Raw genomic sequence first — 24,510 nt, 5'->3', positions numbered from 1 at the left:
TCGCCGCATTGATCTGCGCACCTGCCTTGGCAAATGATCTCACGCCAAAGATCGCCGCTCATTTGATCCCGCCGAATGCGGAAATCCCACATTTCCTGGACCAGCCCCGCATCCGACCCGCAGGGCCGCTCGATCGAGGTGGCCTGCGGCGAGGTCACGGTCCGCAATCCCAGAGGCTTCGACACCATGACGTTCGCCTATGTCATCGGCGACGACAAGCTTTGGCTGGCCAGGGAAATCGGATGGATGAAGGAACCGGAGGCACAGGGGATCCGCAGCGTGATGAGATATTGCCCCGGCCGTTGATCGACGCCGGTCGGCCTGCGGGAGGGGACGGTGATCCCCTCCGGGATTTTTCGATCTTCGGCTACTTGCCGGCGCCGGCGCTGCCGCCGCCCGCGCTGCCTCCGGCCTGGCTGCCCATGTTATTCGTGTTGGTGCCGCCCGCCGATGGTTGCTGCGCGCCCTTGCTGTCGCTGGCCTCGTTCTGCATGTTCGACGACTTGCCGGTCGTCATGCCCTTGGTCGCGGGGCCGCGCGAGGAGGGGCCGACGTCGCCCTGACCGGAGGCGCCTGGAGCGGGTTGTGTCTGCGCGAAGGCACCACCAGCCGCGAGCGCCATGATGCACGCCGATGCCAAGATGATCTTTTTCATGGGATTCTCCTTGACGTTACATCCCCATACAATCCGCCCGCGCCAACGCCGTTCCTGCCGATTTGACGCCACCGCTTCAACTCTCTGCGGTCGAATGTCGGGGTTCCCGTCGTCATCGCCAGAGGTTATTCAGGATCCTCATTGTTTGTTGGGGGACGACGCATGAGGAGGAAGATTGTCACCATCGGAGCGGCTCTGCTCTGGTCCACCATCGCGTTCGCGCAGGAGCGCACCATCACCGTGGCCTCGACCACCTCGACGGAACAGTCGGGCCTGTTCGGCCATCTGCTGCCGCTGTTCGAGAAGGCCGAGCGCATCAGCGTGAAGGTCGTTGCCGTCGGCACCGGCCAGGCGCTGGATATCGGGCGGCGCGGCGATGCCGACGTGGTGTTCGTCCACGACCGGGCTGCCGAGGACAAGTTCATGTCCGAAGGGCAGGGCGTGAAGCGCTTCGACGTCATGTACAACGACTTCGTCGTCGTCGGGCCCAAGAGCGATCCCGCAAAGATCGCCGGAGGCAAGGATGTCACCGATGCGCTGCGCAAGGTCGCGGCAGTGAAGGCACAGTTCATCTCGCGCGGCGACAAGTCCGGCACGCACGCGGCCGAGCTCCGGCTGTGGAAGGAGGCGGGCGTCGACATCAGTGCCGGCAAGGACAGCTGGTATCGTGAGATCGGCCAGGGCATGGGCCCGGCGCTGAACATGGCGTCGTCGTCGAACGCTTATGTTCTGTCGGACCGCGGCACCTGGCTGTCCTTCAAGAATCGCGGCGAGCTCGCCATCCTGACCGAGGGCGACAAGCGGCTGTTCAACCAGTACGGCGTCATGCTGGTCGATCCGGCAAAGCATGCGAACGTGAAGGCGAAGGATGGGCAAGCCTTCATCGACTGGCTGGTCTCGCCGAAGGGGCAGGAGGCGATCGCCGGCTACAAGGTGGGCGGTGAGCAGCTATTTTTCCCCAACGCGTCCCACTAGCAGGAAGGCGACGGTCGACACCGCGACGCTGAGCGCGAGCAGGATCAGTCCGAGTCCGAGTGCCAGCGGCAGGTCGCCCTTGCTGGTCTCCAGCGCGATCGCGGTCGTCATCGTGCGCGTGAAGCCGCGGATGTTGCCGCCGACGATGATGATGGCGCCGACCTCGGCGATGGCGCGCCCGAAGGCGGCGAGAAAGGCCGTCAGCAGCGAGGTCCGGCCGAGCGCGAACAGCAGCGCCATGCAGCGGAAGACCGACAGCCCGTCGATCCGTGCGAGGTCGCCATATTCCGCCCACAGCAGGCTCGCAGGCCGGTGCACCAGCGCCACCACGATCGGGGTGGCGAGCAGCGTCTGCGCGATCACCATGGCGGCCGGCGTGAACAACAGTCCGGCCACCCCGAGCGGGCCGGACCGCGAGAGCAGAAGATAGAGCGCGAGCCCGACCACGACCGGCGGAAGGCCGAGCAGCGCGTTGGTCAGCACGATGATCACCTGCCGCCCGCGGAAACGCGTGATCGCGAGCAAGGCCCCGATCGGCGCGCCGATCAGCAGGGCAAGGATGCTCGCGGTCAGGCTGACGCGCACCGACAATGCGACGATGCCGAGCAGCTCGGCGTCGGCTTCGCCGATCAGCGAGAGCGCCGCGCCAATGGATCGTGCGAAGTCGTTCATCCGGCCTGACGCTGTTGCGCCGGCAGCAGATCGAGCACCAGTTCGGAGGGACGGCAGAGCCTGACGCCCTTCGGCGTCACGACAATCGGCCTGTTGATCAGGATCGGATGCGCCATCATCGTATCGAGCAGCTGATCGTCGGTCAGCGCGGGGTTGGCGAGCCCGAGCTCCGCATAGGGGGCAGCCTTCTCGCGGACTGCCTCGCGCACCGAAATTCCCATGCGTGCGATGAGCTGCTGTAGCAGGGCTCGCGATGGCGGTGTCTTCAGATACTCGACCACATGCGGCTCGATGCCGGCGTTCCGGATCGTCGCCAGCGTCGTGCGCGACGTGCCGCATTCGGGATTGTGGTAGATGATCACGTCCATTCGAAAGTCCCCGGGGCTCTGCAGCGGTTCGGCCGCTCTCATGGACCCCCGCGTATTCTCACCGTGGCGAGCCGGCAACAGGCCTCCTGCCGACTAGATCACGATTCACTGCGGAATTTCCAGAAGGATCGGCGTGGCTGGCTGAACCGGAAGCGGCGAACCGCTCCCGACCCTGTCGGAAGCGGTTCATCGAGCGAGGTATCCGGGATCGGCTCGGCCGCCCGCGGTTGCAGCCTCAGCGTTTGACGGTGGTCGACGCCGAAATCCTGGGGGCCGCGTCGATGCTCTGATGCCAATAGCGTTCGATCTGGTCGATCAAGGCAGGCGGCAGCGGGACGTAGTTGAGCGTCTGGGCCTCGGACTTTCCGTTTTCCAGCGACCAGCGGACGAAATCGATGGCGGCCGCCGATCGTTCCGGTGATTTCGGCGCCTTCGGCATCAGCACGAAGGTCGTCGCTGTGATCGGGTAGGCGTCGTCACCGGGCGCGTTGGTGAGCACGAGATGGAAATCCTTTTCCGCCTTCCAGTCCGCGCTTGATGCGGCCGCCTGGAAAGATGCGGCGTCGGGCACGGCGTAATTGCCGGCGCTGTTCTGCACGATTCCGAAGGAAATCCGGTCGAGACGTTGCAGCGCGTAAGTGTATTCGAGATAGCCGATCGCGCCGGGAATGAGACCGACGAGCGAGGCGACACCATCATTGCCCCGGCCGCCGAGGCCAAGCGGCCACTCGACGGAGGTGCCTTCGCCCACGCTGGCTTTCCACTGCGGGCTGACCTTCGCGAGGTAGTTCGACCAGTTGAACGTCGTGCCGGAGCCGTCGATGCGATGGACCACCGTGATCGCAGCGTTCGGCAATCTGACGTCGGGGTTGATCTCGGCGATCGCGGGATCGTTCCAGGATTTGAGCCTGCCGAGATAGATGTCGGCGAGCACTTGCCCGGTAAAGCGGATCTGGCCGGGCTTGACGCCGTCGATATTGACCACGGGGACGACGCCTCCGATCACGATCGGGAATTGCATCAGGCCGAGCCTGTCCAACTCCCTGGGGTCGAGCGGCATGTCGCTGGCGCCGAAATCGACGGCTTCTTTCTTGATCAGGCCGAGGCCGATGCCGGAGCCGACGGCTTGATAGCTGACGACGTTTCCGGTCTTGGCCTTGTACGCGTCGGTCCATCTCGCCATCACGGGGGAAACGAAGGTTGAGCCGGCGCCTTTGGTTTCGGCTGCCATGCCTTGTGTGGCGACGAGCAGAGCGGTGAGGATGATTGATAGCCCGATGTGGTTCTTCATTTGCGCGACGCTAACAGGTGGGGCACGAAGCCGATGTGTTCGATCTCACAATTGCGTCGCGAGGCATTCGCGGCGGCCATTGCGCGCCGACTACACCACGCCGTCAGCTCCGCCGCGTCGTCCGATTGAGGGAGATCGCTGGCCCGGCCGGGCAGGGACGCAATTTGAGGCAAATTGCGCGCCAGGCGGCCAAATCGTGCCCTTTCGCGACCGGCAGCGGCTTTATTCCCGCCATGGATGCTTTAAGGAAGGGGCAGGATCAGGGTCGCAGGCGCCCGCCGGCGGTGCTAGAGCCTGATGCAGGAACAATGGGCCGGCCGGGATTGGCTCGCCCGCAAGGATGAAGGATACGAGGCAATGATCCAGACGGTTGGCATCATCGGGGCAGGCACCATGGGGAATGGTATCGCGCAGGTCTGCGCGGCGGCCGGGCTCTCGGTCGTGATGGTCGACATTTCCGATGCGGCGGTGAACCGCGGGCTGTCGACCGTCGGCGGCAGCCTCGAGCGTCTGGTCAAGAAGGAGAAGATGTCGGCGGCCGATCGCGAGGCGGCGCTCAAGCGCATCACCGGCACCACCGACCGGGCGAAGCTTGCCGATTGCGATCTCGTCATCGAGGCCGCAACCGAGAACGAGGAGCTCAAGGTCAAGATCCTGAAGGATCTCTGCGCGACGTTGTCGCCGCGCACGCTGCTTGCGACCAACACCTCGTCGATCTCGATCACGAAGCTCGCTGCGGCGACCGATCGTCCCGACCGCTTCATCGGCATGCACTTCTTCAACCCGGTGCCGGTGATGGCGCTGCTGGAGCTGATCCGCGGCCTGCAGACCTCCGACGACACCCACGCCAAGGCCCTCGATTTCGCCAAGCGCGTCGGCAAGGTGGCGATCACCGCCAAGAACAGCCCGGGCTTTGCCGTCAATCGCATCCTGTGCCCGATGATCAACGAGGCGATCTTCGCGCTCCAGGAGGGGATCGCGACGGCGGAAGAGATCGACGCCGGCATGAAGCTCGGTTGCAACCATCCGATCGGGCCGCTGGCTCTGGCCGATCTGGTCGGGCTCGACACCATGCTTTCGGTGATGGAGGTCTTTTACAAGGGCTTCAACGATCCTAAATACAGGCCGGCGCCGCTGCTCAAAGAGATGGTCGATGCAGGCCATCTCGGCCGCAAGACCGGGCAGGGCTTCTACATCTATAGCGCCTGATCCTCGCAATTTGCGCTGCGACAAAGACGGACGTCGCGAATTGCGCCAGCATGGATGCGGGCGTTCCCTTCTCCCCTTGTGGGAGAAGGTGGCGCGAAGCGCCGGATGAGGGGTTGTTGCCGTAGACTCACTCGCTGAGGAGCACGCGGAGGCAGACCCCTCACCCGCCTCGCCGCTGTGCGGCGAGCCACCCTCTCCCACAGGGGGAGAGGGAAAGACGAAACGGACGAAGCAAAGATGTCGGATCGACTGAAGGCCGAGCGCGAGGCGGCGGCCGCGCGGCGGAACCTGTTGACCCAGGATGCGATCGAGCGCACCGGGATTACCGAAGAGATGATCGGGGAACTCGTCACCCGCTTCTATGGGCGCGTGCGCGAAGATGCACGGCTGGGGCCGGTGTTCGGGATCGTGCAGAATTGGGACGAGCATCTCGCCAAGCTCAGGGATTTCTGGTCCTCGGTCGTGCTGATGAGCGGACGCTATCACGGCTCGCCGATGCGGGCGCATTTGCCGCTGAGCCTGGTGGGCGATCATTTCGACCGCTGGCTCGATCTGTTCGAGCAGACCGCGCGCGAGGTCTGCCCGCCGCCGGCGGCTGCACTCTTCATCGACAAGGCGCGCCGCATCGCCGACAGTTTTGAGATGGCATCGGCCACCGTCGCCGGTTCGATCGCCGCGCCGCGCCACGTGCTCAGGTCCTGACGACGCCCGGCTGCCTGCAAAACATGCAGGGGCGTCGCGCTGCGTTTGCGCAGCGCGACGAATAGCGCGCCGCACCAATACCAACATCATCGGTCTGATCTGCAAAATCATCATGCCGCTCGCGCGGCGCGACGTTGAAATTGTGAAAACGCGCTTGAATGCGTTCATCGTCGCTCAATCAACGCGAGCAAAGCCATATTGATGCACTGCGGTGCCAATTCTTCGCCTTGTTTTCGGCAGAGTTCCAGCGCCTGCTTGTGGACATGTCCCGCGCATCCCTGACCGCCAATTCCACATCGTCCGAAAACTCCGGGGAGCCCGAAGCCGACGCTTGCGCCGACCAAACGCGGCGCACGGTCCTGCTCGGTGCGCTCGCCACCACCGCTTGCCTCGGTTGTTCCGGGCACGCGCGCGCAGATGAGGATCCGCCCGGCTCCGACGAACGGCCCCAGAAAGGCGATGTGCTCGTCTTCTCCGAAGGCGACAAGGAGGGAAAGCTGATCACCGCGGCCGACCTGCCGGCCGGCGGACCGCCGGTGCATGCCTGGCCGAAGGATCCCAAGACATCGGTGGTGCGCAGCGCCTCCCGGCTCAACGAGATCCTGATCATCAAGCTCGATCCCGCCGAGCTCGACGAGAAGACGGCCGCGCGTGCCGTCGACGGCATCATCGCCTATTCGGCGATCTGCTCGCATGCCGGTTGTCCCGTGACCGCCTGGGTGAAGAGCGATGTCGGCGACAAGGAGGTGTTCAAGTGCATGTGTCACAACTCCGAATACGATCCTCGTGCGGGCGCACAGGTCGTGTTCGGCCCGGCGCCGCGACGGCTCGCGGCGCTACCGGTGGCGCTCGCTGACGGCTCGCTCAGCGTCGCCGGAAGTTTCATCGGAAAGGTAGGTGGCGCGCAGCCAGGATGATGAACGGTGCGGGCCCGCGCCCGCGTCACGAGAGGCCGTATCCGCCGTTGGGCGGACGGCGGGACGAACGACAAGAATTCAACACAAGAATTCAAACGGATGAAAAGGGGAACGTCCATGACCAGGAAGCAATGGTACCTGTCCGGCTTCGTCGCCTTCACCTGCCTCGCCTCGACCGCCGCCGTGTCAGGTCCGATCGAGAATTACGCGCCGGTCACAGCGCAGCGGCTGGAAAATCCAGAGCCAAGCAACTGGATGCTCTATCGGCGCACCTATGACGGGCACGGCTATAGCCCGCTCGATCAGATCAACACCTCCAACGTGAAGAACCTCACGCCGGTCTGGACCTTTGCCACCGGCGTCGTCGAAGGTCACGAGGCGCCGCCGATCGTCAACAACGGCGTGATGTTCGTGGCGACCCCGATGGGGCAGGTGATCGCGCTCAACGCCAAGACCGGCGACGAATACTGGCGCTACAAGCGGCAGCTCCCCGACGATCTGTTCCAGCTGCACCCGACCAGCCGCGGCGTCGGCCTCTGGGAGGACAAGCTCTACCTCGCCACCACGGACGACCATGTCGTCGCGCTCGATGCCAAGACCGGCAAGGTGGTGTGGGACACCAAGGTGCAGGACTACAAGAAGGGCCAGTACATGACCCTGATGCCGCTGATCGTCGACGGCAAGGTCATTGTCGGCGGCTCCGGCGGCGAGTTCGGCGTGCGCGGCTATATCGCGGCCTATGATGCCAAGGACGGCAAGGAGCTGTGGCGGACCTTCACCATTCCGGGCGAAGGCGAGCCGGGCCATGACACCTGGCAGGGCGACGACTGGAAGAACGGCGGCGGCTCGGCCTGGATGACCGGCAATTACGACAAGGAGACCAAGACGATCTATTGGGGCGTCGGCAACGCCGCGCCATGGCCCGGCGAGACCCATCCCGGCGACAATCTCTACACCTCCTCGGTACTTGCGCTGGATCCGAGCACCGGTAAGATCAAGACCTATCACCAGTACCACCAGAACGATTCCTGGGACTGGGACGAGGTCGATGCGCCGATGCTGATCGACCTGCAGCGCGATGGCCGCAACATCAAGAGCCTGGTCCATCCGGGCCGCGACGCGATCTTCTGGGTGCTCGAGCGCACGCCGACCAAGATCAACTATGTCGCCGGCTGGCCGTTCGTCTCGACCGACGTCTGGAAGGGCATCGAGCCCGAGAGCGGCAAGCCGATCGTCGACCCCGCGCACAAGCCGGTGATCGGCAAGCGCGTCGAGTTCTGTCCGTCGCTGTGGGGCGGCAAGGACTGGCCGTCGGCGGCCTACAGCCAGAAGACCGGCCTCGTCTACGTGCCCGCCAACGAGAACTTCTGCGGCGGGTTCACCGGCGAGAAAGTCGCGCTCAAGCCGGGCGAGCTCTGGCTCGGCACCAAGCCGGAAGACATCGGCCTGAAGACGAAGCCGGGCGCGGATCATTTCGGCGAGCTGCAGGCCTGGGATCCCACCACGGGCAAGAAGGTGTGGCAACACAATTTCCCGAAGTCGCAGCTGTTCGGCTCGGTGACGGCGACCGCGGGTGATCTCATCTTCGTCGGCGGCACCAATGACCGCAACTTCCGAGCCTTCAACGCCAAGACCGGCGAGCTCCTGTGGGAGCAGAAGACCAACTCCGGCATCATGGGCATGCCGGTGTCCTATGAGATCGACGGCACCCAATACATCGCGATCCAGTCGGGATGGGGCGTCGACGCGCAACGCATCCAGGACGCGCTGGTGACCAACAACATCGGCATCGAAGCCAATGTGCCGCAAGGCGGCGTCATCTGGGTGTTTGCGCTGAAGAAGTAGCTCCGCGGCGGATCGAAAGAAGCGGAGCAGCAGGGGGGTGGCGAATGCGGCGGACGGCGACGTCCGCCGCATTCTTGCGTGTATGATGACGCGCCCTTGTCGCACACGATCGTCATGCCCGGGCTTGTCCCGGGCATCCACGTTCTCTGTGCCGTGGTAAAGGTCGTGGATGGCCGGGACAAGCCCGGCCATGACGGTGCGGCACGTCAGTATGCAACACCTCAAAGCAGCACTACTTCCCCAAACGCTCCACCTTGTCCTTTTCCTTCTGGTTCATCTCGCGAACCTTGGGATCCGGGTTGTGTTGTCCGGTGGTCTGGGTGGTCGAGGGAGGCGGGGCGTTGGCGTTGGGCAGCGAGTTCTGGTCCGGCGTGGTGGGGCGCGTCGCGGTAGCCGGTGGCGTCGTGTTGCTCTGGGCGAATGCGCCGGAGGCGGTCACAAGAAAGGCGCCCGACAGCAACGAGACTGCGAGCGCCTTTGAGATATTTGTCATCGATCTGCTCCTGTCAGATCGATGGAAACGGCGCGAGACCGCTTGTGTTCCGTCTCGCGCCTCTGTTCCGTCTCACGCCTCCAATTGCTTGCCGATCGGAAGCGAGCGGATGCGTTTTCCGGTCGCCGCGAAGATCGCATTGATCAGCGCCGGTGCGAATGGCGGAACACCGGGCTCGCCGACGCCGCTCGGCGGCGTGTCGGGTCCGGGCGGCACGATGTAGACGTTGGTCACCACCGGAGATTCATCCATCCTGACGACCTGGAAGTCGTCAAAGTTCTTCTGCTGCACCTTGCCATCCTTGAAGGTGATCTCGCCGTATTTGGCGAGGCTCAGCCCCATGATCGCCGCGCCTTCGATCTGCGAGGCGATGCGCTCGGGGTTGACATAGGTGCCGCAATCGATCGCCGTGTCGACCCGTGGCACCGTCAGCTTGCCCTTGTCGTCGACGGCGACCTCGACGATGGTCGCGATGTAGCTGACGAAGCTGCGGTGCACTGCGATGCCAAGGCCATGGCCCTTCGGTACCTTGCGTCCCCACTCACCCTTCTCGGCGACCAGTTCGACCACCTTGCGCAGGCGCGCGGTGTCGATCGGGTAGCTCTCCTGGGGCTCGCCGTAGTTCCAGAGGTCTTTCACCTCCGGTTTGACGATGCGCGGGCTTCCGATCAGCGCGAGCAGCGTCTCCTTCTGGTCGCGGCCGGTCGCTTGCGCGATCTCGCCGACCATTGATTGCACCGCGAAGGCGCGCGGGATGTTCGAGACCGAGCGGAACCAGCCGATGCGGGTGAACGCCGCGGCTTCCGGGTTCTCGCACGAGATGTTGGCGATCTCGAATGGCATGTCGACGAGGCCCATGCCGATCTCGAACGGGGCCTGGTGCACGGTCCCGGCAGCGAACGTCGAGGCGATGCTGGGGGCCACGCTGCGATGGCGCCAGGCAACCACCTTGCCGCTCTTGTCGAGGCCGGCCTCGATCCGCTCGACCGAGACGGTATGCAGGAAGCCGTTATGGATGTCGTCCTCGCGCGTCCACTGCACCTTCACCGGTGCGCCGAGCTCTTTCGAGAGCAGCGCGGCCTCGAGCGCAAAGTCGCATTTCGACTTGCGCCCGAATCCGCCGCCGAGCAGCGTGACGTTGACCGTGACGTTGGCCTCGGGAATGCCGAGCGTCTTGGCGACGTCCTCGCGGGTGCCGCCGGGGCTCTGCACCGGCGCCCAGATCTCCGCCTTGTCGCCCTTGACGTCGGCGACCGCTACCGGCGGCTCCATGGCGACATGGGCGAGATGCGGGACGTAGTACTCGCCGACGATCACCTTGTCGGCGCCCTTCAGGGCAGCGTCCGCATCGCCCTCCTTGCGCAGGACGAGGCCGGGCTTGCGCGAGGCCTCCTCGAGCTCCTTGCGGTAGGCGACGGAGTCGTATTTGCCATTGGCGCCGTCGTCCCAGACCAGCTTCAGCGCGTCGCGGCCCTTGATCGCCGCGCCGGTGTTGCGGGCGATCACCGCGACGCCGCCGAGCGGCTGGAATTTGGACGGCCACGGCCAGCCTTGAACCTTCAGCACCTTCTCGACGCCGGCGACCTTCAGCGCCGCATCGGGGTCGAACGAGACCAGCTTGCCGCCGGTTACCGGCGGGCGGGCGATCACGGCATATTTCATGCCCGGCAGCCGCACATCGGCGCCGTAAATCGCCTTGCCGGTGGTGATGTCGTGGAGATCGACGATGCCGACCTGGCCCTTGCCGAGATACCGGAAATCCCGGGGATCCTTCAGCTTGAGGCCTTCGATGGCAGGCACCGATTCCTTGGCGGCGTCGGCGGCGAGCTCGCCGAAACCGAGCTTGCGGCCGCTGGCGCTGTGGACGACCTCGTGATTGACGGCCTTGACCTCGGTCGCCGGCACGCCCCAGCGCTTCGCCGCGGCCTGCTCCAGCATGGTGCGGGCGGAGGCGCCGATCTGGCGCATCGGGATCAGGTAATGCCGCGTGCTGCGCGAGCCGTCGGTGTCCTGGTTGCCGAACTTGACCTCGTCGCCATGGGCCTGCTGCACCTTGACCCTGGACCAGTCGGCCTCCATCTCCTCGGCCACGATCAGCGGCAGGGAGGTGCGGACGCCGGTGCCCATTTCCGAACGGTGACCCACGATGGTCACGATGCCGTCGGGCGCGACCGAAACGAACACGCGCGGATCCACCACGACGCCGTGTGGCATCTTTCCGGCGCCGGTCTCGTAGGCCAATGCCCGGCGCGACATCACGGGTGCGGCGAGCACGAAGCCGCCGGTGATGCCGAGCCCTTTCAGGATGCTGCGGCGCGAGACCTTCTCGATCTTGATGTTCTTTTCGAAGCCACGGAGCTTGCCGGGATTGTCGATGAAATTCATGTCACACCCCCGTCGATGCGAGATGGACCGCGTTCTCGATGCGCTGGTAGCAGCCGCAGCGGCAGATGTTGCCTGACATCGACGCGCGGATCTGGTCGTGCGACGGCTTTGGATTGTCCATCAGAAGCGCCGCGGCCTGCATGATCTGACCGGCCTGGCAGAAGCCGCATTGGGGCACGTTGACCTGGCGCCACGCCTTCTGCACCGGGTGATCACCGGTCGGGTGCAGGCCCTCGATTGTGGTGACCTCGCGTCCGGCGACGTCGTTGACCGACGTGATACAGGCGCGCACGGCTTGCTTGTCGACGATGACGGTGCAGGCGCCGCACAGGGCCTGGCCGCAGCCGTACTTGCTGCCGGTCAGCCCGGCTTCGTCACGCAGGAACCAGAGTAGCGGGAGATCCGGGTCGCCGTCCCAGCTCTGTTCCTGGCCGTTGATCTTCACCTTGATCATGATCGTCCCTCGCTCTTCATAAGCATGCCAAATTCAAAACTTGCCGACGCCGGTCGGCGACGGTTCGGGCCTCGTCTCGCCACATTCCGCCGTCGTCCCGCGCGGGCAAATCCCGGAGGGAGGCAGGAACGCCGATGGCGATGTCTGGATGTGCTCGATACTCCCGTTTTTGTTCTTAATTGATTGAACGTCATGCGGCATCGTGACGGCGCGAGCGTAACAAAGATCGCGCCCGCCCGGCGTTCACAGCCGGGTGTTCTCACCGGGAAAAGATTGCATCGACGGTTTGTCAAAAGCAGGGCGCGTCATCGCGCCGCGTGGACCGGGCGTTCGCAAACAGGGGCTGCGATGAAAAAAAAGCTTCGTCCGCCAGAAAGACTGCGCGGACGAAGCAAGGTGCCTCAGTCGAGGGAGGGAGAAACGCAGGGGCCGGGAACTTCAAGACGGAAGTTGGCGGCGCTGCGCAGTTATTCAGAGACCAGGACTGAGGGAGCCAATCACGCTCGCATACGCGTAGCTTGCAGGGGCGGCGGCATCGCCGCGACTGTCCCGGAGCCGGGCCCGTCCGGCTCGCTGGCACTGATCGAGGCCAGCGAGCGGATAGGTCATGGTGAACGTCCGACCGCCTTGCTCAGGCGGCCTCGTTAGGCGGCCTTGCTCAGGCCGCTTTGGCTTTGGCGACGTGGGTCGCGATCGCGTCCATCAGCGCCGGTGACAGGCAATCATAGGGCTCGAGCCCGATTTCCTTCAGCCGCGAACGGATACCCGCCATCTGCTCCGGCTTCACGCCCGCTTCGATCACGGAGGAGACGAAGGCGGCGAATTGCGGCGCCTGCGAACCCTGCTCCTGGAACAGCTCGGGATGAATGAAGTCGAGACCGTAGAACGGGTGGCCCTTGTTCTCGATGCGGCCGTACATGTGGGTGCCGCACGCCTTGCAGGCGTAGCGCTGGATCACTGCGGAGGGATCGACGATCTGGAGCTTGTCACCGTTCTCGAGCACGGTGACGTTCTGGCGCGGCACCACGGCGACGACGGAGAACGTCGCGCCCTGCGGCTTCCAGCATTTGGTGCAGCCGCAGGCGTGATTGTGGGCGACGTCGCCCTTGATGCCGACCTTGACCTGATGGTCCTTGCATTTGCAGGCCAGCGTGCCGCCGGCAAAGCTGCCGCTGCCCTGTTTGAGGCCGTTGTCGATCGATGGATGGAGTGCAACAGTCATGGGTCGATCCTCCTTGGGGTGACGCTTTCGAGCTAGTAGACGACGACTGAACGGATGGATTTGCCCTCGTGCATGAGGTCGAAGCCCTTGTTGATCTCTTCGAGCTTGAGCACGTGGGTGATCATCGGATCGATCTGGATCTTTCCGTTCATGTACCAGTCGACGATCTTCGGCACGTCGGTGCGGCCGCGGGCGCCGCCGAAGGCCGTGCCGCGCCAGTTGCGCCCGGTGACGAGCTGGAACGGGCGGGTGGCGATCTCCTTGCCGGATTCGGCAACGCCGATGATGATCGAGGTGCCCCAGCCGCGATGGCAGGCTTCCAGTGCCTGGCGCATCACCGTGGTGTTGCCGGTGCAATCGAAAGTGTAGTCGGCGCCGCCATCGGTGAGGCCGACGAGGTGCTGGACGATGTCGCCGGTGATCTTCTTGGGGTTGACGAACTCGGTCATACCGAACCTGCGGCCCCAATCCTCCTTGGAGTCGTTGATGTCGACGCCGATGATCTTGTCGGCGCCGGCCATCTTGGCGCCCTGGATCACGTTGAGGCCGATGCCGCCGAGGCCGAACACGACTACGTTGGAGCCCGGCGTGACCTTCGCGGTGTTGACGACGGCGCCGACGCCGGTGGTGACGCCGCAGCCGATGTAGCAGCTCTTGTCGAAGGGAGCGTCCTCGCGGATCTTGGCGACCGCGATCTCCGGCAGCACGGTGAAGTTCGAGAAGGTCGAGCAGCCCATGTAGTGGTAGACCGGCTTGCCCTTGTAGGAAAAGCGGCTGGTGCCGTCGGGCATCACGCCCTTGCCTTGCGTCGCGCGGATCGCGGTGCAGAGATTGGTCTTCTGGCTGAGGCAGCTTTTGCACTGCCGGCATTCCGGCGTGTAGAGCGGGATGACGTGGTCACCCGGCTTCACCGAGGTCACGCCAGGACCGATCTCGCGGATGATGCCTGCGCCCTCATGCCCCAGGACCGACGGGAAAATTCCCTCGCTGTCGAAGCCGTCGAGCGTATAGGCGTCGGTATGGCAGATGCCCGTTGCCTTGATCTCGACCAGGACTTCGCCGGCCTTCGGTCCTTCCAGATCGAGCTCGACGATCTCGAGCGGCTTCTTGGCTTCGAAAGCGACGGCGGCACGTGTCTTCATTGGTAGCTCCTCAAATTCTCGCAAGATGCCAAGAGGTGGTCTCGGCAGCCTCAGCAACGTTCATTTATGGCCCATGCAGGCCTCTTCCGCCTTGGTGTAGGCCTCCGGTTTCTCCTCCTTCTTGGAGGGACGCTGCCGGCCCCATGCTTCGGTGGAGCGGGCGCGCAGATAGACGTACAGATCGTCCATGTAGCAGGCGACGTTCGGATTATCGCCGAAGGCGGGCATGACGTTCTCCTGCGCGGTCGAGATGTTCTTGCGACCGGAGGCGACGACGCCGAGGAAGTCGCCATAGCTCATGGTCTTCACGGAATCCTTGAGCGCCGGCGCGTAGGTGGAGCCCATGCCGTCAGGCCCATGGCAGACGTGGCAGTCGGAGTGATAGCGGCGGTATCCGGAATAGGTGAACCAGTCCACGGTGCCGTCGGAAATCTTGTAGGTCGGAGTGCCGTCCTTATCGAGCCACTTTCCGTCGTCTTCCTTCTTCACGGCGGTCGGATCGCCCGGACCGTCCGCGACCGCAATTCCTCCGGACGCAACCAAGATCATCGCAGCAATGACAGAGCAGATTTTACGCAAGAGATTCATCCTCGAAGGAGCCCGGGGGAGACGAGCCGGCGCGTGGGGTTGATTCCACGCGCCGGAGCGATGCTGATGGGCCTAGTTCGGCAGCGCGAACACGGTCAGCGTACCGCCGAGTGCCGTGTAGTTGCTGAGAGCCGCGTAGCCACCGACCGCGCCGAGACCTGCGGTCGGATCGGTCAGGCCTGCCGCCAGACCGATACCGGCCCAGCCGCCGACGCCGGAGAGCACTGCGACATACTGCTTGCCGCCGTTCTCATAGGTGGTGACGTTGCCGATGATGCCGGAGGGAGTCTTGAACTTGTAGAGCTCCTTGCCGGACTTGGCGTCGACCGCCTTCAGGTAGCCTTCGAGCGTGCCGTAGAACACCACGCCGCCGGCGGTTGCGAGCGCACCCGACCAGACCGAGAACTGCTCCTTGTTCGACCAGACGATCTTGCCGGTCTTGCCGTCCCAGGCGATGAAGTTGCCCATGTGGGTTTCACCCGCCGGCGGATACATCGAGAGCGTCGCACCCACATAGGGCTGGCCCGCGGTGTAGCTCACCTTGAACGGCTCGTAGTCCATGCAGACGTGGTTGGTCGGAACGTAGAACAACTGCGTGTCCGGCGAGTAGGCTGCGGGCTGCTCGTCCTTGGTGCCGAGCGCGGCCGGGCAGATGCCCTTCACGTTGACGTCCTCGCCCGCCTTGTCGGTCGAAGCTGCGTCGAGCACCTTCGGACGGCCGTAGGTCGGCGAGTTCTTGTCCATGTCGACGCCGGAGGTCCAGTTCACCTTCGGATCGTACTTTTCGGCGACCAGCAGTTCGCCGTTGGTGCGGTCCATGGTGTAGGCGAGGCCGTTACGGTCGAAATGCGTCAGCAGCTTGCGCGGCTGGCCGTTGATCGACTGGTCCGAGAGGATCATCTCGTTGACGCCGTCATAGTCCCATTCGTCGTGGGGCGTCATCTGATAGACCCACTTGGCGACGCCGGTATCCGGGTTACGCGCCCAGATCGTCATCGACCATTTGTTGTCGCCGGGACGCTGCTTCGGATTCCAGGTCGAGGGGTTGCCCGATCCGTAGTAGACGAGGTTCAGCTCGGGATCGTAGGAGATCCAGCCCCAGGTGGCACCGCCGCCGATCTTCCACTGATCGCCCTGCCAGGTCTTCAGGCTGGAATCCTTGCCGATCGGCTTGCCGAGCGCGGTGGTCTTGTCGTCGACCAGGAGCTGGTTGTCCGGTCCTTCCGAATATCCGCGCCATGCCAGCTTGCCGGTCTTGATATCGTAAGCCGACATATGGGCCTGGACGCCGAACTCGCCGCCGGAGATGCCGATCAGCACCTTGTCCTTGACGACCATGGGGGCCGACGTGCCGGTCTCGCCCTTGCTCGGATCGCCATTCTTGACGGTCCATGCAACTTGACCGGTCTTGACATCGAGCGCGACGAGGGTGGTGTCGGCCTGATGCAGGAAGATCTTGCCGTCGCCGAAGGCCAGGCCGCGATTGACCGTATCGCAGCACATCACCGGAATGACGTTCGGATCCTGCTTCGGCTCGTACTTCCAGACGATCTTGTTCTCGTTGGAAAGGTCAATGGCATAGACCTTGTTCGGGAACGGCGTGTGGACGTACATCATGTTGCCGATGATCAGCGGGCCGCCTTCATGGCCACGCAGCACGCCGGTCGAGAAGGTCCAGGCCACCTGGAGCTTGCCTACGTTCTGTGCGTTGATCTGGTTGAGCTTGGAATAGCGGGAATTGGCGTAGTCGCCGGTCGGCATCACCCAGTCTTTCGGGTTCTGCGACATCTTGACCAGCTCGTCATTGGCTGAGGCGCCCCCGACGGCGAGCGCCGCCGCGGAGCCAAGAAAGGTCGCCAGTAGCACCTTGCGCATAGTTATTCCTCCGTTGGTCTCGTTTATTGTTTCCGAAGCAATACTGATTCACCGGGCTTCTCGTCCGGCGTCTGCTCGTGCAGGGCGGTCACGATTGGGACCAGAAACGATGCTGTGCTGTTTCCTCCTCCTGATGAGAGCCACGGGTCCACGTGCAGGAGCGGCCCGTTCTTGTTGTTCCTGCCGCAATCCCTAACGACTTCGTCATCGGGAAACTTGCCCAAGAGAGAAGCCGGTTTGCTTCATAGCGCACGGACGCGAAGATTTTGATTTTGCAGTAGCGAATTCAGCGGCTTCCGCATCGCTTTTGCAGTGCCTTCAACGCTCAGGTTCCCCTTGACGGCGCTGCAACTAAGGCGGAGGATTAAGTTTCAAGGGTGGCAATGGAACGATGGCGCTCGTGCCAAAAGACCGCTCAAATTCGAGGTAAACGTCACGCAATCACGGCTGAGGGCTCCGGCAGCGCTGGTCGCGATTCGCGTCTCTCCGGATCAAACCAGTGGCTGGATTAATGTCCGACACCATTCACACGCTCTCGACGACCGGCATGACGCCGAAGCGCCAGATCCAGAGCTGGATCGACGGGCTGACGAGCCTGTGTGGGCATTTCGACGTCGATCCGCTGGAGGCGTCCTCGCTCGAGGGCCGCATCGACTACACCAGCGTCTCGCGCCTGAAGCTCTGCCAGATCGAAGTGAGTCAGCATCGCATTGCCCACACGCTGGCGCGCGCCAAGGCCAACGAGCATCCGTACATCAAGATTCACTTCCAGACTTACGGCGTGTCCTATTTCGAGCAAGAAGGCCGCCACATCGAGATCAACCCGGGCGACATCATCGCCTATGACGTCTCCTGCCCGCATTCGATCATCAGCCCGGCCTTCACCCGTCACGACGTCGTGATCGTGCCGAAGGCGCTGCTGCGCGACCGCGGATTCCCGTCGCAGCGGATGCCCGCCTGCAAGCTGTCGTCGAAGACAGGGACGGGGCGGATCGCCCACGATTTCGTTCATGCGACCTTCGACGAGGCGGCAAAGCTGTCGGCAAACAGCGCGGTCGGCGTCGCCGATTCGCTGATCGACCTGTTGCTGCTGCCGCTGCGCGAAGCCGACACGATGTTCGACCGTGTCGGGCCGGAAGCGATGTATGTGCGCGCGCAGTTCTTCATCCGCGAGCACCTGCGCGACCCGGATCTGTGCATCGACCAGATCTCGACCGAGCTCGGCTGCTCCAAGCGCTATCTGCATATGCTGTTCTCGGAGCGCGGCACCACGGTGAGCGACTACATCTGGCAGGCGCGCCTGCAGAACTGCCGCCAGGAGCTCGAGGCCCACGCCGGCAAGACCATCACCGACGTCGCGTTCTCCTGGGGCTTCTCCAGCTCATCGCATTTCAGCCGGGTGTTCCGGAAATATTTCGGCGTGGTGCCGTCCTCGATCCACAAGGCGCAGCAGGCCACCGCGAGTTCGGGCGAGCACTAAAGCGCGATGCGACTTTTCCGGATCATGCTTTAGGCGGGCGCCGAGGCAGCTCCGGCGGTTGCAGTGCCGCTCACGCAGCAATTGCCGATCAAGCAGCCGTCGAAATGTAGGGAATGCTGGCCAGCAGCGCGGCAAGCAGGACCGCGTTGCACAGCATCCCGCTCCAATGCAGCCGTCGCAGCCGACGGGGGGCCTCGGTGTCGCCGGCATCGCCGGCGCTGAGCTGATTGTCCATCCGCGCCATGAACCGGCGGCGGCCGCCGATCGCCAGAGCTGCAAGCAGGCCGACGACCGTCGCGAAGACGAGCTGGCCAGCGAGCAGGAAGGCCACGGTCCCGATAATCCCGGCTGCGCCCATCACCAGGAAATGGGCATTGAACATTCCGCGCAGCAACAGTGCGACGGGCCGGACATCGAGCTTCACCAGCAGAAAGGCGGGCGAAGCCAGCGTGAAATAACCCATCGGAAAGAGCAGGATGATCATGGCGGCCACGGCGAGCGAATCCGGCGTCATGCGATCGGCCTTTCTAGCTCGTGCGGTTGCTATCCTTCGACAGCGACGCACAATCATAGCGGGAAAATGCCGTTCCGACACTAGGCTTTGGTCTACGGGCCGTGCACGCCGTGCCAGGCCTCAAGCCGGCTCGAGGCCGAGAGACTTCGCGCTCTCGATCCAGATCGGCAGTTCGCGCTGATACAGGGCGTTGCTCTCCTTGAAGCCGATTGCGGGTTCGAGCACGAAGGTCGTGAGAACTTCCTTCACTTTCGGATCGTTGTTGGCGGCAACGCAGAGCTCCGCCAGGCGGTCGACGACCGCTTGCGGCGTCGCCTTCGGCACGGCCCAACCGGAGAAGCCGCTCACGGTGAAGAATTTCGAGGTCGCGCCCTGCTCCGGAAGGGTCTTGATAGCAGGGATCGCGTCGACCTTCTTCGAATGCACCGCGAACACGGTGCCGCGGTCGCTTTGCAGGACCGACTGCGCCGCCGTGTAGCTGCCCATCGCGGCATCCAGCGTGCCTTCGAGCATCCCCGTCCACATCGGGGCCTCGCCGCGGTAATGGACCGGCTCGATGGACAGGCCATACTGCTTGTTGAGTTCGTTGATCGTCATGTGCGGGGCCGAGCCCGCGCTATAGGTGCCGAAATTCACCTTGCCGCTCTTGCGTGCGAACGCGACGAAATCCTCCAGCGTCTTGACGCCGGTCTTGGGGTTCGCGACCAGCAACAGGCCGGCGCCCGGAATGACGCTGACGAGCGCCAAATCCTTGTCCATGTCGTAGCCGGGATTCTTCATCACCACCCGGTTCATGATGTAGGTGGTCGAGATCGAGCACAGCATGGTGTGGCCGTCGGGCTCGGCGCGAGCGACCTCGGCCGTGCCGATCGCACCGGAGGCGCCGGGCTTGTTCTCGACGACGACGGTCTTGCCGACCTGCTTTGAGATGAACTCACCGTAGGCGCGCGCGAGCAGGTCGGTCTGCCCGCCGGCGGGATAGCTGCAAATCATGCGAATCTGCCGCGACGGCCACGCGGCTTGCGCCGAGGCGCCGCGCATGACGAAGGGCATCGCAAGTGCGGTGGTACCGGCGGCGACGAAGTGGCGGCGATCGAATTTGGCGGTCATGATTCCCTCCTGATTTTGGCCGAACCTACTGCATCAGGCTGGCGCCGCCATGGCCGGCGAGCGAGACAGATTGGCGCATTCCGTCGGATAGAGTGGGCATGGTGGGCGCGGCGTTGTGCCCCGGTCGCAGCGCAGTTCTCCTTCAGCGGTGCGCTGCTGAGCCGGGGCCCATGCCTCGACCGCAAGCTATGCCGCATGGGTCCCGGCTCTGCGCCGTAACGCTGAGGGGCGTTGCAGCGCGTCCGGGACACCAGAGCCTTTCCAATCACCGCTGAATGATCTTCATCCAGACATCGCCCAGGATCGCAGGCTCGCGCGGTGGCAGGTAGGTGAGCCCAGCCTGCCTGCCGAATTCTGCGATCTTGCCTTCGGCCGCGAGCCCCGTCAGCGCCTTGTTGACGGCGTCGATCAGCGCGGCATCGCTGGCCAGTCCGACATAGCCGCGATTGGCGCCGATCGGATAATAATATCCGGACGCCGTGATCGCCGTGTCCGGATGCGCGGCGCGATGGGCGTCGAAGCGGCCGAGGTCGATCAGCGTCGCGTCATGGTCGCCGCGCTGGAGTGCGCCCAGCAGATCGTCGCGGCCGGGGACGAGATGGGTGATGTTGTCGATCAGCCGTCCCTTGTCGAAGGTCATCAGGATGGCGTCGCCGAGCGAGCCGCTTTCGATGACGAGACGAAGGCCTGCGAGATCGCCGATGTCGCCGATCTTGCGCCCGCTTGCCTTCGGCCCGAGCACGACCGTCATCGGCGAATAGACGTAAGGCTGGCTCGGCGCGAGCACGCCGAGTGCGACGCGGCGCCGCCGATCGTCGCGCGTGGCCCCGGCGAAGTCAGGCAAGCGCGCCGTCTTCATCCCGGGGGCGACGAGCGAATCCTGCGTCAGCGCGTAGCCGCCGACGAGCGAGCAGCGGCGATCCGAGAGCAAAGCGTTGGCCTCGAGCTGGGGGCTCGAATCCTCGTCCAGCTTGCTCTCGAACCACTGGATCGTGAGTTTCCGTCCGAGCCGCTCAGCCATTGCCTGCGCAAGCAGCACGTCGAAGCCGGCATCCGGCTTGCCGCGGTGGTGCATCGAGAACGGCGGCCGGTCCTCGTCGAGACAGATCTTCAGGGGATCGTCGGCCGCAACAGCGACCGACGCCATCGTCGAAAGAACGGCCGCAATGCTCCATGCAGCACGCCGGCCCCTCATGGCTTCCTCCGGCTGGAGATGAAGGCCCAGAGGGAGCCGATCTCCTCGTCGTTGAGGATATCGCCCCACGGCGGCATCTTGTTGTTCTTGCCGTTCTTCACTGTGGTGATGAAGCGGGTCTTGTCGTCGGGGATGGCACGCAGGTCCGGCGTGATCGTGCCGGAGTTCATCAGATTGGGGCCATGGCAGTGCGAGCATTTCGAAGCATAGGTCGACTTGCCGTGGTCGATCTGTGCCTGCATGGGATTGCCGGTTGCGTCGTCCGCGGCGCGAACGGTCGCCGCAAGCGCGACCGTCAGCCCCGCGACGGCGGCGAGGACCGCCGCCGTCCTGTGAGATGGCTTTCTCAGCATCATGCCGTGGATTACTGCTTGACCGCAAAGACCCACAGCGAGCCGCCGGGCGGCACGTTGGCAAGCCGCTCGTCGCCGGAGAACAGCGAGTAGACGCCGCCATAGCCGCTGGTCACCGCGACATACTGCACGCCATCCTGCTGCCAGGTCACCGGCTGGCCCTCGATGCCGGACCCGGTCTGGAACTGCCAGAGCTTCTTGCCGGTGTCGGCATCGAAGGCCTCGAACTCGCCGGTTAGGGCACCCGAGAACACGACGCCGCCCGCGGTCGACAGCACGCCCGAGAAGCGTGGAATGTCGCTCGGCGCTTCCCATTTCGACTTGCCGGTCATGGGATCGATCGCCTTGAGATGACCGCGCGGCCCGTCGCCGTACTCCCAGAGGTCGGTCAGGTCCATCCCGAGATACCATTCACCCTGCTTGAAGGTGACGGGCTCCGTCTTGTACCTGCCACCGAAGGCGAGCGTGTTGGCATAGGCAAGGCCGGTCTGCGGGTTGAAGGACATCGGCTCCCAGTTCTTGCCGCCGAGGATCGACGGATAGACTGTGACCTTCTTGCCCTCGCGCGCGTCCTTAGACACGTCGGTCTCGATCGGACGTCCCGTCTTCATGTCGATGCCGGTCGCCCAGTTGACCTTCACGTAAGGATTGGCCGCGAGCAGCTTGCCGTTTGTGCGGTCGAGCACGTAGAAGAAGCCGTTGCGGTTGGCGTCCATCAGCACCTTGGTCGGCTTGCCCTCGACATTCATGTCGGCGAGGACCATCTCGGCCACGCTGTCATAGTCGAACGGGTTGTTCGGCGAGAACTGGTAGTGCCACTTGATCTTGCCGGTCTTGGGATCCATCGCCAGCACGGAGCAGGTGTAGAGATTGTCGCCGGGACGCACCGCCGAGTTGAACGGGCCGGGATTGCCGATGCCCCAATAGATCGTGTTCAGCTCGGGGTCATAAGACCCCGTGATCCAGGTCGAGCCGCCGCCGAGCTTCCAGGTATCGCCCTTCCAGGTATCGCCGCCGGGCTCTTCCGGCGAGGGGATCGAATGGGTGCGCCAGAGATGCTTGCCCGTCGCGGGATCCCAGCCGTCGATGAATCCCCTGGTGCCGAACTCGGCGCCGGAGATGCCGGTGATGACGACGCCGTCGGCAACCAGCGGCGCCACCGTCATCGAATAGCCTTCCTTGATGTCGGCCGCCTTCTGCCGCCACAGCTCCTTGCCGTTCTTGGCGTCGAGCGCGATCACGTTGGCGTCGAGCGTGGTGCGGAACACCTTGCCGTCATAGAGCGCCGCACCGCGGTTGATGATGCCGCAACAGACGATGCGCGGCGTCTCGGCGGGATATTCGACCTTGGTCTTCCAGATCTGCTTGCCGGTCTTGGCGTCGACCGCCATGGTCGCGTTGTGCGAGGTCACGTAGATCACGCCCTGGTACACCAGCGGTTGCGATTCCTCGCTGCGATCGTCGTTGAAAGAGTAATTCCAGACCGGGACGAGGTTCTTGACGCTGTCCTTGTTGATCTGGTTCAGCGTCGAGAAGCGCTGCAGATTGTAGCCCATCCCGTAATTGAGAACGTTCGATGTATCAGTCGCGCCCTTGACCAGTTGCTCGGTGGTCTGTGCGCTTGCACAAGTCGATGCAAGCATGACGAGGCTCGCGGCCATCGCAAAGCGTTTCATCCGTTCCTCCCAATATGCGCGCCTTTTGACGCTGCGGGAGCAACACTCCGTCGGAAACCAAAACGCGTCAATACGAAAGTCGTAAGTGTCGTGTCGATATCGTTGAACAGGCGCCGGTCACCTTACGGAAACCTGACGGCCGTAGACTTCCACTTGCGTGGAGACGCTGAAAAAATTCCGCAACGCGAAGCAGCTTCGGCGTAGGTTGTCGGGGCGCAAGCCAGGTTCCCCGGGGTTGTCGCGCGCGCAAGTTGCAGTTACGGACTTGAACCTGGGACCGCTTGTGGATTTATGTCGTCGTGTCCCCGCCCGAACCGGGGCTCTTCATCTGGAGGTCTTGATGATTTCGCGTCGCTCAGTTGCACTTGCGCTCACCATTGCATTGTTGTCCGGTCCGGCGTGGTCGGCCTCCGGCAACGCGGTCAAGTTGTTCGACACCGACAATGACGGCACGCTCGATCTTGCCGAGGTGAAGAAGGCGGCCGCCGCAACGTTCGCAAAGCTCGATCCCGATCATGACGGCACGCTCGATGCGCGCGAATTGCGCGGACGGTTGACGGCGAAAGAGCTCGCCGCGGCCGATCCCGATCGTGACGGGACCCTGACGCTCGGCGAATATCTGTCCGTGGTCGAGCAGCGCTTCAACGCGGCCAATCCCGACAAGGACGGAACGCTGGATGCGAAGGAGCTGAACTCGCGCGCCGGCCGCGCGCTGCTGCGATTGTTGCGGTGAGCGGTGCAATCGGAACAGACGTGACGCGGTGGTGTTTGGGAGCATTTCCGCTCCGAAACTCGGAACATCAGGCTGCTCGGCCTGTTCTCTTCGCGACGTCCTGCTCGGCGCCGGGGCAGCGCCGCGGGAGAAGAGGAGATGCAGATGAACACGAAACGTTCCGTTCTTGCTGCCTGCGCGATCCTGGCGGTGAGCGCCGGCGTCGCGGTCGCCGGCCCGTGCAACACGGGCAGCGCCAGCACTGACAAGGATGCCGGTTCTGGTCCCGTGACGGTGGGCGCAGCGCAGTCGCCCTCGTCCAGTTCAGCGGGCGACACCAGCCAGCATCCGCCGACCAGCACGATGAACCGTGCAAGTGGCGAAACGCCGGCTTCATCCGAAGATGCGCAGCGGCAGATGCAGAGCCAGCCGACGGCGGCTCAGCGGGCCGAAGGTGCCAAGCCGGACGCCGCAATGGCCGACAAGGGCTGCTGACGGCGACGTGCCATTCGTGTCGATTCGACGTGCGGTGCGTCGCACAAGACGGTGTCTCGCAGGTCGTGCTTGACCAAGAGGGAACTGGCTTTGTCCGAGAGCGAAACGCAGCCGCCAAGAATCGACACGGACGCGCACGGCAGGCGAATCGAGGCTTGAACTGCAACTGACGCAGCCCTAGG

General features: G+C 64.0%; 25 protein-coding genes. 9 read left to right on the top strand and 16 right to left on the bottom strand.

The window, feature by feature from the left end:
- Nucleotides 1-75: 75 nt before the first annotated feature.
- Nucleotides 76-306: a hypothetical protein gene (locus XI03_RS31180; protein ID WP_271594244.1), complete on the top strand. Its 231-nt coding sequence runs from the start codon at nucleotides 76-78 to the stop codon at nucleotides 304-306.
- A gap of 61 nt (nucleotides 307-367) precedes the next feature.
- Here XI03_RS31180 and XI03_RS31175 read toward each other — a convergent pair whose 3' ends face one another.
- Complete coding sequence (locus XI03_RS31175; protein WP_028142718.1) at nucleotides 368-655, bottom strand: hypothetical protein; 288 nt, start codon at nucleotides 653-655, stop codon at nucleotides 368-370.
- A 162-nt stretch (nucleotides 656-817) separates the two neighbouring features.
- Between XI03_RS31175 and XI03_RS31170 the strand changes: the two genes are divergently transcribed.
- Nucleotides 818-1,630, top strand: a complete 813-nt coding sequence (locus XI03_RS31170) for a substrate-binding domain-containing protein (RefSeq protein WP_271594243.1) — start codon at nucleotides 818-820, stop codon at nucleotides 1,628-1,630.
- Here XI03_RS31170 and XI03_RS31165 read toward each other — a convergent pair.
- From XI03_RS31165 to pstS, 3 genes are all read right to left on the bottom strand, one after another.
- Nucleotides 1,604-2,302: an ABC transporter permease gene (locus XI03_RS31165; RefSeq protein ID WP_028142716.1), complete on the bottom strand. Its 699-nt coding sequence runs from the start codon at nucleotides 2,300-2,302 to the stop codon at nucleotides 1,604-1,606. The two genes, XI03_RS31170 and XI03_RS31165, sit on opposite strands and share 27 nt — an antisense overlap.
- Entirely contained in the window at nucleotides 2,299-2,670 is a 372-nt protein-coding gene (arsC, locus tag XI03_RS31160; RefSeq protein ID WP_049801793.1) for an arsenate reductase (glutaredoxin), read from the bottom strand. The genes XI03_RS31165 and arsC overlap by 4 nt, the downstream gene beginning before the upstream one ends.
- A gap of 235 nt (nucleotides 2,671-2,905) precedes the next feature.
- Entirely contained in the window at nucleotides 2,906-3,961 is a 1,056-nt protein-coding gene (pstS, locus tag XI03_RS31155) for a phosphate ABC transporter substrate-binding protein PstS (protein ID WP_271594242.1), read from the bottom strand.
- A gap of 297 nt (nucleotides 3,962-4,258) precedes the next feature.
- On the opposite strand from pstS, the gene XI03_RS31150 reads away from it, so the two are divergent.
- The 4 genes from XI03_RS31150 to XI03_RS31135 all read left to right on the top strand — a co-directional run bounded on the left by XI03_RS31150 (nucleotide 4,259) and on the right by XI03_RS31135 (nucleotide 8,634).
- On the top strand, nucleotides 4,259-5,170 hold the full coding sequence (locus XI03_RS31150; protein WP_109866595.1) for a 3-hydroxybutyryl-CoA dehydrogenase: 912 nt from the start codon (nucleotides 4,259-4,261) through the stop codon (nucleotides 5,168-5,170).
- 237 nt (nucleotides 5,171-5,407) lie between these two features.
- Nucleotides 5,408-5,872: a group III truncated hemoglobin gene (locus XI03_RS31145; protein ID WP_038973413.1), complete on the top strand. Its 465-nt coding sequence runs from the start codon at nucleotides 5,408-5,410 to the stop codon at nucleotides 5,870-5,872.
- 263 nt (nucleotides 5,873-6,135) lie between these two features.
- The gene (locus XI03_RS31140) at nucleotides 6,136-6,789 is read left to right on the top strand and encodes a QcrA and Rieske domain-containing protein (protein WP_271594241.1); all 654 of its coding nucleotides are present in this window, start codon (nucleotides 6,136-6,138) and stop codon (nucleotides 6,787-6,789) included.
- 117 nt (nucleotides 6,790-6,906) lie between these two features.
- Nucleotides 6,907-8,634, top strand: coding sequence for a methanol/ethanol family PQQ-dependent dehydrogenase (locus XI03_RS31135; protein ID WP_028142712.1), 1,728 nt, complete (start codon nucleotides 6,907-6,909; stop codon nucleotides 8,632-8,634).
- Between the two features lie 232 nt (nucleotides 8,635-8,866).
- Here XI03_RS31135 and XI03_RS31130 read toward each other — a convergent pair whose 3' ends face one another.
- The 7 genes from XI03_RS31130 to xoxF5 form a co-directional block, all read right to left on the bottom strand.
- Nucleotides 8,867-9,127 carry a hypothetical protein gene (locus XI03_RS31130; RefSeq protein WP_028142711.1) on the bottom strand — a complete coding sequence of 87 codons (261 nt, stop codon included), beginning with the start codon at nucleotides 9,125-9,127 and terminating at the stop codon, nucleotides 8,867-8,869.
- 72 nt (nucleotides 9,128-9,199) lie between these two features.
- Nucleotides 9,200-11,512 (bottom strand): xanthine dehydrogenase family protein molybdopterin-binding subunit, encoded by a 2,313-nt coding sequence (locus XI03_RS31125; protein ID WP_271594240.1) that lies wholly within the window; start codon nucleotides 11,510-11,512, stop codon nucleotides 9,200-9,202.
- Between the two features lies 1 nt (nucleotide 11,513).
- Complete coding sequence (locus XI03_RS31120; RefSeq protein ID WP_038949218.1) at nucleotides 11,514-11,966, bottom strand: (2Fe-2S)-binding protein; 453 nt, start codon at nucleotides 11,964-11,966, stop codon at nucleotides 11,514-11,516.
- A gap of 658 nt (nucleotides 11,967-12,624) precedes the next feature.
- Nucleotides 12,625-13,188, bottom strand: coding sequence for an S-(hydroxymethyl)glutathione synthase (gene gfa / locus XI03_RS31115; RefSeq protein WP_018320737.1), 564 nt, complete (start codon nucleotides 13,186-13,188; stop codon nucleotides 12,625-12,627).
- A 32-nt stretch (nucleotides 13,189-13,220) separates the two neighbouring features.
- Complete coding sequence (locus tag XI03_RS31110) at nucleotides 13,221-14,330, bottom strand: S-(hydroxymethyl)glutathione dehydrogenase/class III alcohol dehydrogenase (RefSeq protein ID WP_018320736.1); 1,110 nt, start codon at nucleotides 14,328-14,330, stop codon at nucleotides 13,221-13,223.
- A 60-nt stretch (nucleotides 14,331-14,390) separates the two neighbouring features.
- Nucleotides 14,391-14,879: a c-type cytochrome, methanol metabolism-related gene (locus XI03_RS31105; protein WP_028142708.1), complete on the bottom strand. Its 489-nt coding sequence runs from the start codon at nucleotides 14,877-14,879 to the stop codon at nucleotides 14,391-14,393.
- A 111-nt stretch (nucleotides 14,880-14,990) separates the two neighbouring features.
- Entirely contained in the window at nucleotides 14,991-16,793 is a 1,803-nt protein-coding gene (xoxF5, locus tag XI03_RS31100) for a lanthanide-dependent methanol dehydrogenase XoxF5 (RefSeq protein ID WP_028142707.1), read from the bottom strand.
- A 511-nt stretch (nucleotides 16,794-17,304) separates the two neighbouring features.
- Here xoxF5 and XI03_RS31095 point away from each other — a divergent pair.
- A complete protein-coding gene (locus XI03_RS31095; protein WP_018320733.1) occupies nucleotides 17,305-18,273 on the top strand; it encodes a helix-turn-helix domain-containing protein in 969 nt (322 codons plus the stop codon).
- Between the two features lie 88 nt (nucleotides 18,274-18,361).
- Here XI03_RS31095 and XI03_RS31090 read toward each other — a convergent pair whose 3' ends face one another.
- From XI03_RS31090 to XI03_RS31070, 5 genes are all read right to left on the bottom strand, one after another.
- Entirely contained in the window at nucleotides 18,362-18,787 is a 426-nt protein-coding gene (locus XI03_RS31090) for a hypothetical protein (protein ID WP_028142706.1), read from the bottom strand.
- 120 nt (nucleotides 18,788-18,907) lie between these two features.
- Nucleotides 18,908-19,897, bottom strand: coding sequence for a Bug family tripartite tricarboxylate transporter substrate binding protein (locus tag XI03_RS31085; RefSeq protein ID WP_028142705.1), 990 nt, complete (start codon nucleotides 19,895-19,897; stop codon nucleotides 18,908-18,910).
- A gap of 265 nt (nucleotides 19,898-20,162) precedes the next feature.
- The gene (locus tag XI03_RS31080; RefSeq protein WP_271594239.1) at nucleotides 20,163-21,092 is read right to left on the bottom strand and encodes a substrate-binding periplasmic protein; all 930 of its coding nucleotides are present in this window, start codon (nucleotides 21,090-21,092) and stop codon (nucleotides 20,163-20,165) included.
- A complete protein-coding gene (locus XI03_RS31075) occupies nucleotides 21,089-21,445 on the bottom strand; it encodes a c-type cytochrome (RefSeq protein WP_028142703.1) in 357 nt (118 codons plus the stop codon). Before XI03_RS31075 ends, XI03_RS31080 begins: the two co-directional genes overlap by 4 nt.
- Before the next feature lie 11 nt (nucleotides 21,446-21,456).
- Nucleotides 21,457-23,121, bottom strand: coding sequence for a methanol/ethanol family PQQ-dependent dehydrogenase (locus XI03_RS31070; protein ID WP_018320727.1), 1,665 nt, complete (start codon nucleotides 23,119-23,121; stop codon nucleotides 21,457-21,459).
- A gap of 340 nt (nucleotides 23,122-23,461) precedes the next feature.
- On the opposite strand from XI03_RS31070, the gene XI03_RS31065 reads away from it, so the two are divergent.
- Both XI03_RS31065 and XI03_RS31060 read left to right on the top strand, forming a co-directional pair.
- Nucleotides 23,462-23,854, top strand: coding sequence for an EF-hand domain-containing protein (locus XI03_RS31065; RefSeq protein WP_271594238.1), 393 nt, complete (start codon nucleotides 23,462-23,464; stop codon nucleotides 23,852-23,854).
- Nucleotides 23,855-23,998: 144 nt separating this feature from the next.
- Complete coding sequence (locus tag XI03_RS31060; RefSeq protein WP_271594237.1) at nucleotides 23,999-24,328, top strand: hypothetical protein; 330 nt, start codon at nucleotides 23,999-24,001, stop codon at nucleotides 24,326-24,328.
- Nucleotides 24,329-24,510: the final 182 nt, after the last annotated feature.

Origin of the sequence: Bradyrhizobium sp. CCBAU 65884 (assembly GCF_028128835.1) — a bacterium.
In the GTDB taxonomy this organism is placed as follows: Bacteria; Pseudomonadota; Alphaproteobacteria; order Rhizobiales; family Xanthobacteraceae; genus Bradyrhizobium; species Bradyrhizobium ottawaense.
This window is presented reverse-complemented; position numbering and strand designations above follow the sequence as displayed.